10 protein-coding genes are annotated in these 9701 nt (G+C 48.9%); 2 read left to right on the forward strand and 8 right to left on the reverse strand.

The window, feature by feature from the left end:
- Positions 1-139: 139 nt before the first annotated feature.
- From AC559A_RS18290 to AC559A_RS18315, 6 genes are all read right to left on the reverse strand, one after another.
- Positions 140-1474 (reverse strand): glycosyltransferase family 2 protein, encoded by a 1335-nt coding sequence (locus AC559A_RS18290; protein ID WP_498819135.1) that lies wholly within the window; start codon positions 1472-1474, stop codon positions 140-142.
- 339 nt (positions 1475-1813) lie between these two features.
- The gene (locus AC559A_RS18295; protein ID WP_498819136.1) at positions 1814-2176 is read right to left on the reverse strand and encodes a GxxExxY protein; all 363 of its coding nucleotides are present in this window, start codon (positions 2174-2176) and stop codon (positions 1814-1816) included.
- Positions 2177-2485: 309 nt separating this feature from the next.
- On the reverse strand, positions 2486-3595 hold the full coding sequence (locus tag AC559A_RS18300) for an AAA family ATPase (protein WP_498819137.1): 1110 nt from the start codon (positions 3593-3595) through the stop codon (positions 2486-2488).
- 378 nt (positions 3596-3973) lie between these two features.
- The gene (locus AC559A_RS18305; protein WP_498819138.1) at positions 3974-5200 is read right to left on the reverse strand and encodes an ATP-binding protein; all 1227 of its coding nucleotides are present in this window, start codon (positions 5198-5200) and stop codon (positions 3974-3976) included.
- A 348-nt stretch (positions 5201-5548) separates the two neighbouring features.
- A complete protein-coding gene (locus AC559A_RS18310; RefSeq protein WP_498819139.1) occupies positions 5549-5905 on the reverse strand; it encodes a helix-turn-helix domain-containing protein in 357 nt (118 codons plus the stop codon).
- Positions 5906-6748: 843 nt separating this feature from the next.
- Positions 6749-7114 (reverse strand): four helix bundle protein, encoded by a 366-nt coding sequence (locus tag AC559A_RS18315; protein ID WP_498819140.1) that lies wholly within the window; start codon positions 7112-7114, stop codon positions 6749-6751.
- 208 nt (positions 7115-7322) lie between these two features.
- Here AC559A_RS18315 and AC559A_RS18320 point away from each other — a divergent pair, with 208 nt between their 5' ends.
- Positions 7323-7547, forward strand: a complete 225-nt coding sequence (locus tag AC559A_RS18320) for a hypothetical protein (RefSeq protein ID WP_498819141.1) — start codon at positions 7323-7325, stop codon at positions 7545-7547.
- Positions 7548-7660: 113 nt separating this feature from the next.
- Positions 7661-8083 (forward strand): type II toxin-antitoxin system VapC family toxin, encoded by a 423-nt coding sequence (locus tag AC559A_RS18325; protein WP_498819142.1) that lies wholly within the window; start codon positions 7661-7663, stop codon positions 8081-8083.
- A gap of 286 nt (positions 8084-8369) precedes the next feature.
- Here the strand turns inward: AC559A_RS18325 and AC559A_RS18330 are convergent, their stop codons facing one another.
- Together AC559A_RS18330 and AC559A_RS18335 are read right to left on the reverse strand one after the other, a co-directional pair.
- Positions 8370-8744 carry a toxin-antitoxin system TumE family protein gene (locus tag AC559A_RS18330; protein WP_498819143.1) on the reverse strand — a complete coding sequence of 125 codons (375 nt, stop codon included), beginning with the start codon at positions 8742-8744 and terminating at the stop codon, positions 8370-8372.
- Positions 8731-9027, reverse strand: a complete 297-nt coding sequence (locus tag AC559A_RS18335; protein ID WP_498819144.1) for a hypothetical protein — start codon at positions 9025-9027, stop codon at positions 8731-8733. Before AC559A_RS18335 ends, AC559A_RS18330 begins: the two co-directional genes overlap by 14 nt.
- Positions 9028-9701 lie beyond the last annotated feature (674 nt).

Consider the following 9701-nt stretch of genomic DNA (forward strand, 5'->3'; position numbering starts at 1 on the left):
TGACTGTTTACCTGGAAGCCAAAATGTATCGTCCATAAGGCTTAGCCTATTTCTATTCTTATATCGCAACATAGCAGTGACCTCGTTTTTTAAATCTTAATATCACTACTATAGCATACAATGCAAGCAAAATATTTAGTTAAATCGAATGCCTGCCCGGACTTTTTGCAGGGAGATCAGGCTTGCCCAACCCCTCGTCCTCATGGCCATGGATAATGGATTGCGTGGAGATATTTCCCCATACGCTGTTGTCCAAATGCAACAATATGGCCTTGAACACCATGTCATACGGATTATCCGCCGTAAAACAGGATTCTCCGTCAATTAAGCCGTATCGTGCCGCAAGATCCGGCTGCAAGACCACGGGGATGCCCGCACGGTTCATGCGCGGTATGTCTACCTGAGCATCTTCGTCCAAAACAATGAAAATTTTTGTTTGTTCAAGCAGAGTAAAGGGGTCCGGCTCGTAATGCATGTTGGGCAGGGTGATCATTTCAGCAATCCTGGCCTGCTCCCTGTGAAGGATATTAAAAAAGGTGAAAGGAAAGCGATGCAATACTTCCTGGAGGCAGGATTGCAAAAATGAGAGGTATTCCTGGGTTAGCTTGTTTTTCTCTAAAACTATGGTGATTATATATCTTCGATCAAAACTAAAAGGAGTCGCAAAAATATCTTTGGTGATACTCTTGTTCAGCAAAAAGGCATTCATTCTTTTACGCAAGGAGCGCGGCATGGCATAGGGTTGAATCATGCAGCGCGACCTAGCCAGGGCGACCTTCGCCCCCTCGGCATATCCATAACGCGCAAACATCGCGCTCATCTCAATAAAAATTTCACTCAAGGCGCGAACAGACTTAGCCCGCTGGTGCTCAACAGCAGCACTCCAAATGCCTTTTCCAGGCTGAAATGCCCCTTTCTCGAACAATCTGAAGTAGATGTCCGTATCCATGCAATAGTCAAGATTCTCATCCACTCCTTTGAGTTCCTTGACGAATTTCATGTTCAGAAAAGTAGAAGGTTGATACAAACAACGTGCTGGCGTGGAAAGACAAAGGTGTTCAGGCCACAACCCGTTCGGGTAGCTGATGTAACCGACCCGACCCTCACTGTGCTCTCTTTTTGTCGCCCCCACCCAAGCAGCAGCGTCAGGTTTTTCATTCCAGGCCTCCGCAACATGAAACAGAGCGCCAGGTTCCAGGTAGTCATCTGAATTCAAAAAATTGAAAACATCCCCCGTGCAATGAGCCAACCCTTTGTTTATGGCATGAGACTGCCCTCTATCCGGTTCGCTGACCCAGTAGGTCAAATGCTTTTCGTATTTTTTGATAATCTCGACGGTCTCATCCGTGCTTCCGCCGTCAATGACGACATATTCCAGGTTTGGATAGTTCTGGTCCAAGACGGAGCAAATCGTCTTTTCAATGAATTGACCTTGATTGAACGAAGGCGTGACGATGGAAATTCTCGGCAACATTAGTGAATCCTCAAAAATACTTTCAAGATAACAGGCCTCCTCAATCCATGAAAGCCTCATTTTTTTAGCCACAGACGGAAAAGGCAGACGGTAAAGGCAGACAAAAAAAGTTTTCTTCCGGCAACTTGCCGGAAGAAACGTGTTGCATCACCTACGACCAACAGGGACATATCAAGCAGGCCCCCTTCCCAGGGGCACCGTCGCCCACTTGAAAAATTCCTACGTCTGCCTTCCCCGTCTGCCTTTCCCGTCCGTGGCCAACAAACTCTTCCTCTTCCTCGCCAAAAACCCGTCTGCCTTTACCGTCTGTCTTTCCCGTCCGTGGCCAACCCTCTTCCGTCACAGCATATAGCGCTTGATCACAGCCTTGGGATATTCAAAGTTCACCAGCAGCCCAACCTTAAACCCGGTCGCCTTCAGATAATTCAACATCTGCGCCTCATGCTCTCCCCGCAGCCTGCTCACTGCCTTCAATTCCACAATGACTTTGTCCTCCACGACAATATCCGCAAAATACTCTCCGACAACGCAACCCTTGTACCGCACCGTAATGGGAACCTGGCTTTCAGCTTTGAGCCCTTGCTTTTCAAATTCCACCAAAAGTGCCTGTTCGTACACCTTCTCCAGAAACCCGGGCCCAAGCACCTTGTTTACTTCATAAACAGCACCATTGATGGCATACGTCAGCTCATCAATATCCATGAAAGCCTCATTTTTTTAGCCACAGACGGAAAAGGCAGACGTTAAAGGTGACAAAAAAAGTTTTCTTCCGGCAACTTGCCGGAAAAAATGTGTTACATCACCTACGACCAACAGGGATGTATCAAGCAGGCCCCCTTCCCAGGGGCACCGTCGTCACTAGAAAAATTCCTACGTCTGCCTTCCCCGTCTGCCTTTCCCGTCCGTGGCCAACAAACTCTTCCTCTTCCTCGCCAAAAACCCGTCTGCCTTTACCGTCTGTCTTTCCCGTCCGTGGCCATTAACTCTTCATAAAACTCCCGCTGCCCTGCCCTATGACAACCGCCGCAGCCAGAATTCAAACAGGGGATCCTGGAAATAATATTTGCTCGCTCTGTGGTCGATGACATCCTTGGCAAGCAGGCCTTCGACCGCTTTTTTGAGTGCGGAACTCGTGAAACTGAAGTGCGTCATGGTCTCTTTGGCGTAGATATTGACGCCGCCAGCATGGATCAGCAGCTTCAGGGCTTTCTTCTGGAGCTGGCTGAGGCGCTCCCACTCGCTGAGAAAGAGATCCTCTTCCTTGCCCAAAATGCTGGTAATGGCTGCCTGGACCATCCCCGACTCAACATACTTTTCGGTCATGCCAAAAATCTCGTTGGCGATTTGCTGGGTGTAGTAGGGGAACCCTTTGGAGATACTCAAGATTGTGTCGATGGCTTGGTCGTCGATCTGCTTCTGGTGGGAGTGAAACCCTTGCCTGATAAATTGCCGCCAGTCTTGATCGGAAATTTTGTCAATGGGGAGGTGTTTCACCGACTTGTAAAAGGGCTTGTTTTTATCAAAAAACAGGTTTTTCATGATGGATTTTTTACTGCCCAGAAAAATATACGAAACACTGTCGCCATGGTGCTGCAACACGGATCGTAACTTCTCCGCAATGCCCAAATTGACCACTTCCTGGAACTCGTCAAACACGACCACAACCTTTTGGTTCCGGTATTGGGCATATTTATAGGGGAGGTCCAGCACCTCTTTCAGCACGTTTTTTGATTCGCCGGGGAGCAGGCCAAGCCGAAAGCTAGGGTTTCCGCTTGCGTCAAAATCCACGGAGATGTTCGGCTTGAGGCCCAGGATTTTTTTGAAAAGATTGACGGCCTTGTCCGCGGTGCTGGTCAGGCTTTTGGAAACGGCGTTGAAATATTCATTGATAAACTCTTGCTCATCCACGATGCCCATTAGGTCCAGAAAAACATATGCGTGTTGCGTCCGGCCAAGGGCGTTCAGCACCAAAGAGGTTTTCCCAAATCTTCGCGGGGCGTACAGCAAGACATTCAGCCCGGTATCAATGTCCGCGATCAGTTCATTGATCTTGCCAAGCCGGTTGCAAAAATGTGCATCCGCGACAACGCCGCCGTAATAGAAGGGTTTTCGTATTGTCATCACCAACCGCCTTTGGATCGATTGACCCTATACTCATCGGCATAATACCCGCAAGTATAATTTCTCAAGCCCAGCACATTTTTTTAGCCACAGACGGGAAAAGCAGACTTGAAAGGCAGACTAAAAGAAGGTTTTCTTCCGGCAAGTTGCCGGAAGAAATGTGTTGCATCACCTGCGACCAACAGAAACGTATCAAGTGGGCACCGTCGCCCACTTGAAAATTTCATACGTCTGCCTTCCCCGTCTGCCTTTCCCGTCCGTGGCCAATAATTCTTTTCTTCTTCCAACCACCCGCCCCGCCCTTGGCGAGGCAACCTTTTCGGTCTGACTTACCGTCTGCCTTTCCGTCTGTGGCCAAGAAACTTTTTGAACCAGTGCCTATTCCGATGCGCGCTTGACAATTTCCGGGATGGCAGCTTCCAGGGGTACGAAGCGCACGGGTCGATCCTGAACGGTGATTGTCGTATCCAAAGCTTGGTTAACCACAAAAAGCATGAGAGGGGCATAGGCTTCCAAAAAGCTTCTGGCGGAACGAGAGACGGAAGGGCGGGCCATGCGGCCCGCTTTGACTTCCACGGCAATGATGCGTTGACCGTCACTGAGGACAAAATCCATTTCAGCTTTGGACGTCGATCGCCAGTAGTGCACGGACCATCTGTTCGGCAGATTTTTAAGCAGTTCGGAAAGCACCCAGTTTTCCACGAGAGCCCCTGTATCCGGTCGCTCCAGGATATCCATTTCAGAAGTCAGGCCAAGCAGAACATTGCGGATGCCATTATCCACGAAGTAGCATTTGGGGGCACGTGTCACTTCTGAACGCTTTCCCGCCTGGAATGGCAAAATGCGCCGAATGATATGCGTTTCCTCAAGGATGTCCAGGTAGTTTTGTACGGTTTTCCTGTTCACCCCACATTCCTGGGCCAGGTTGGACATGTTCAGGAGATTGCCGGTGTCAAAGGCCAGCAGTTTCAAAAGACGACGAAAGGCGTCTGGATACCGAACATGGAACATGTCTGATGCGTCGCGTAAAATAAAAGCCTGAATCAGATCCCACAACACTTTTTCCGGTGTGGCCGAGAACCAGACTTCGGGATACCCGCCATACGTCAGGTGCCGGGCAAGCTGTGCCCGGCGTTTGTCCATGGCCAACAACGGCGGCAGGGATACTGCTGAAGCGGCAGTCTCTTCCAGGGAAAAAGGCAGAAGAGTGTGTCTGAGGGCCCGCCCGGCCAGGGACTCTCTGGTTTTGGCCTGGAGATGAAAGCTTGATGAACCTGTCACCCATATTTCTTGTGCTGTCCCCAAGTCCACCAGTCCTTTGAGAAACAATCCAGCTTCCGTCAGATGTTGAGCCTCTTCCAGAAAGAGGGGGACTGGTTCTGGGAGCAGCTCCTTGAGGTCGTGCAAAAACGGGACGACCTCTCTGCACCAGGAACGGATGAGCAGGTCCTCGCAAAACAGAAAAAGCGGAAATCGTCCGGAATTTTGAAATATTTTCCAAGCCAGGGTTGACTTCCCAGCCTGTCGCGGACCAATGATCATCCGCACCTTTGGCTTGCCTGGAAGAGATGCTTCAAGCTTTTCCCTCTCAATGGATCGCTGCACATATTTTTCCGGAATATTTGATGAAACAAAATCCCGAGATAAAACCTCGCCTTTCAGCCAGGGATTCAAATAAAGGATACGCTGAAGCAAATCGCTGTCCATGACCACCTATTAACCCTGACAAAAGGAACCGTCAATACCCTTTGACGGGGTTATAAGAGAATTTCGTTATTTTCCCAGCAACTCAGTATTTCAGCAACTCAGTATTTCAGCATCCCAGCATTCCAGCATCCCAGTATTCCAGCATTCCAGCATTCCAGCTGTTTATCCCAGCATCATGCTTATTTCCCAGCATGAAGTGTGTTGTAAAATTTTCGGTTTCTCTGGGATGGTTCAATCTCTTCCCCATCATAAAAAATACCGGAAATCCGAGACATCCAACGCCAGCGCCAATTTGCGCGCCCGCTCCTTGCCGATGGTCCGTTTCCCGGTTTCCATTTCACTGATCTGATGTTGTGGGATTCCGGTCATTCGGGCCAGTTCGGCCTGGGTCAAATTTTCTCTGTTCCGATAAGCGCGCAGTGCTGTCCGGCCATCCTTGCCATGATACTCGGGGAAGACTTCGGCCAATGTATAGGTCCGCTCATCACCTGACTCGATAATCCTGGCATACTCTCGAATTTTTTCCACATTGTCCCGATGCACACGCAACCGTAGCGTCATCATGTCCGATTCAGTACGGGGCTTTTTCGTGGCTGCCTGCATAAATAACCTCCACAAGTCCTATCTTGTCCGCGAATTCTCTCCAGACAGCGACATAGGTGGGCCTGCCTTTTCGCAAATGGCAGTGGTGCCGATAGCCGGGCAATTTGGAGTAGTTGGGCCAATCTCCACGCACCGGGCCGGAACTTTCAATCTCACAAGCCAATTGGAACAAAAGCCCACGGACACGTTGCGGGAGATTATCCGCCTGTTTTTTGGCCCTGCCTGAAAACACCACTGTCCATGACATAAATCAAAATATCCCCTTCATGGGTATATCGTCAATCCTTACAGTTCTGCCCCGCCACCCCCGTGCCTCACAACCGCCCCGCTTGTCGGGTTAATCCAGTTGCACGGCACGTCAGTGACGCGGAGATTCCATGAAGAAAACAGTGTGTTGGCATTGATCGCACACCAGTGCGGTTAACTGAGTGTTGAAAAAGTCCTTATCCGGCAGTCCGTTCAAAAACCCCAAGTGCAAGGAGCAAAAAAAGTTCAAGGTCGAAGCGTATTTATTCATACGTGAGAGTTTGAACTTTTTGCAGCGACGCAGCAATTGGGAGTTTTTCAACGGACTGTTAACTTGGTGAAACCGGGTAAGCTTCCAGGGTGTTTCACCGGAGTGGTTCACTGACTTCACCCTTCCCACTTTCCTACCGTTCCACCTTTCCACCCCGGTTGAACACCCTACAGGGGCCCCCGGTTCAACAGGGTAAACCTTCCCACTTTCCTGCCTTCCCACCGTCTTTCTCATCCCAGCATTATCTTTCATTCCAGCATCATGTTTTATCCCAGCATTATCATTGCAATCCCAGCATCATGTTTCATCCCAGCATCCCAGCATTTTTAATTTTTCTTCCGCAAATACCCCCGAAAACCCTTGACCTGCGCCCTGCAATCCCCCGCAAGAGCATACGTTTCATCAAATTCATCCTGGCTGATGTATCCGCAGTCCAATGCCCGGTACAATTGCGACTGCACCTCACTGCACGACCGCAATGCATACCCCAAAAATTTGACAAACTCCTTGACCGAAGAATCATCAAAACCTTCCGCAATATTATCCATGGCCGATCCGGCCGCCCTCCATATCTGATCTTTCAAACCGTAATCCCTGGAAAACTGCTGCTTGTTGATAAGCCGATTAACCGCCCGGCACAGATCCCTGGCCTTCTGCCAACACGGCAAATCCTCAAACCTCGTATACTTCATCCCCCCTCCCTTCGGCACTTATCTTTGAAATCCCAGCATTCCAGCATCCCAGCATTCCAGCATTATCATTTATCCCAGCATCCCAGCATTCTGCCCCCCCTTTGCCCTCTCAAAAAATTTCCCGTAAACTCTGCCTCAAGCCAAACCGGACACGGACAAAGGACAAGCCCCAAATACTTCCACCCCATGCATCAAACCGGAGCACCCCATGCAAACAATTGAGCTGCGGACACGCATCAGCAACAATGGCCATATTCAGTTGCCCAAGGACTACGGGTTTGCTTACGGCAGGGAAGCGAAGTTGGTGGTTATCCTGCCGGAAACGGAAACCAAAAAACGACCAATACGTCACCCCGGCAGCGCAAAAGGCGTTTTCAGAATTCTTGTCGAAGATGCTGAACACCTGGATGATTTCAAAGAGTACATGCCATGACTGAGTGTCGAAAAAGTCCTTTTCCACAGTCCGTTCAAAAAACCCAAGTACAAGGAGCAAAAAAAAGTTCAAGGTCGAAGCGTATTTATTCATACGTGAGAGTTTGAACATTTTTGCAACGACGCAATAATTGGGAGTTTTTCAACGGACTGATGAGCATGCTCCTGGGCACCCAGGCTTTGCTTTGGTTCCTGCTGGATGATTCCAGGCTGAGCAGAAAGGCCCGCGAGGTCATTATTCATGCTGAAGGGTCAATTTTTGTCAGTCCCGCCAGTTTCTGGGAAATCGCCATCAAGATCAGCCTCGGAAAATACGCTTTGCCCGAGCCGTATCTCAACTTCTGGAACAGGCAGATGCAAGAAAACGCATTGATCATGCTCCCCATTACCCTGGACCAGACAGCACGAATCGCCGACATGCCATTTCACCATAGGGATCCCTTTGACCGGTTGCTCATAGCCCAGTCATTGGAGGAACAAGTCCCCATCGTGAGCAGCGATTCCATCTTTGATGCGTATGGGGTGAATCGCCTGTGATAATGTAACAACAGCCACAGAGGTTTTTCCCCGTGCTGCAAAAGGATTTAACCACCTGATCGCTCCGCTTTCTTGGGGACACCGGGCAAACAGGAAAATATTCTCTCACCCTACACACCCCAGCATTATCATTGCAATCCCAGCATCATGTTTCATCCCAGCATTCCAGCATCCCAGCATCCCAGCATTTCTTATATTTATCCCCCGTCTGCCTTTCCCGTCCGTGGCCATTAATCCCGTCTGCCTTTCCCGTCCGTGGCCAAAATCGCTTTGACGATATCTCTATTCATAAATAGCTGATGATTTCATCCACAAGATCGGCAATATCAGGCGGAGATATTTCTATAATTCGACTCTTCGTGTGCTTATGCTCTTTCCTATTCAACGAAGGCTTGTGTGCGGCATTATCATACCGGAAAATAACATCACCACGCACATCCTGATATTGATATCCATAACTGACTTTTTCAATGCCGTACATTGCATCGACATATTCCTTGATATGCAGGGAGCTTCCATCGACTAAAACCACGGTGACTTGCAAGAACGCCTGCTTTCCCGCCCTGAGTTCCTGATGCAGATCTACAGATTCCGCATATCCGTAACGATCAATCTTATCAATAGCTTCACGGAATACATGCAAATATTCATGAAGGGTCATGCCTGATTCCAGTAATGACATCAATTCTGTTCATGAGCGAGGTGGCAAATTTATATTCGCCTGCCCATTCCACGTACTCCATGTCCCGCCCTTCAAGATCCTCAGCCGTCCATCCTCCCATAAATCGCTCGCTATCCACACCATACTTTCCTTCAAAAAACCTCAAGCGTTTCTTTGCGAGCGCAAGACTGTACTGCAATCTTGCTTCCTCAAAGGCCAATGCTTCAACCACGATTTCCACTGCCTTATCAGGGTTGTCTGCCTTCAACCGGATCTCCGTCATAAATCATCCCCCTCAGAATATAGTTCCGTCTGTTTTCCCGTCTGCCTTTCCCGTCCGTGGCCAATAATTCTTTTCTTATTTCAGCCACAGACGATAAGACAGACGTTAAATACAGACTAAAACATTTTTCACCCGGCGACTTGCCGGTAGAAAAAACTGTCATCGCCTTTGGCGAGGCAAGTTTTCCTGTGAAGAAGTCCTTCACAGAAAAAGTTCTCCCGTCTGCCTTTATCGTCTGCCTTTCCCGTCTGTGGCCATTAATCTTACCTGCCGTTACCGTCCGTGGCCATTAACTCTTTTCTTATTTCAGCCACAGATGATAAGACAGACGTTAAATACAGACTAAAACATTTTTCACCCGGCGACTTGCCGGTAGAAAAAACTGTCATCGCCTTTGGCGAGGCAAGTTTTCCTGTGAAGAAGTCCTTCACAGAAAAAGTTCTCCCGTCTGCCTTTATCGTCTGCCTTTCCCGTCTGTGGCCATTAATCTTACCTGCCGTTACCGTCCGTGGCCATTAACTCTTTTCTTATTTCAGCCACAGATGATAAGACAGACGTTAAATACAGACTAAAACATTTGGCTCGTCAGCAAAATTTGTGGGTGAACACTGGTTCGGGCAGATCTCCAAGTGTATGATATAAGGCAATTTTTTGCACTTCGATGCTCCGAAAAC

The sequence above is a fragment of the Desulfonatronum zhilinae genome, from assembly GCF_900182865.1.
GTDB classification, from domain to species: Bacteria; Desulfobacterota; Desulfovibrionia; order Desulfovibrionales; family Desulfonatronaceae; genus Desulfonatronum; species Desulfonatronum lacustre.